The 268-nt window shown below is 41.0% G+C and carries 1 protein-coding gene; it reads right to left on the bottom strand.

The annotated features are described in order from the left end of the window. Window positions 1-268 (bottom strand): hypothetical protein (locus ACX6XY_RS30335; RefSeq protein ID WP_460337915.1); only part of this gene is annotated, 268 nt, incomplete at both ends.

The following is a 268-nucleotide window of genomic DNA, read 5'->3' on the forward strand; positions in this document are numbered from 1 at the left end:
GGCAATGACTGGTAAATCGGTCACATCTTTTTCTAAATCCGCGAAAAATGTTTCTGGTGAAGCGAGTTGGTATTCCCGCGTGCTATCTAATTCATTAAATTTCGCAACCAATTCCGGCAAATTTTTTCTGACTGGCGCTTGGTCTAAACCGTTTGGGAAATAGACATTTGGCGTTGAAGCTTTTTCTTCTAAAGCACCAATTTGTTCATCCAAATAGGTTTTAAGTTCGGCGTCATTTTCCGGAATATTTGCTCCGTAGTAGTAGCCG

The organism is Streptomyces sp. O3, from assembly GCF_054788135.1.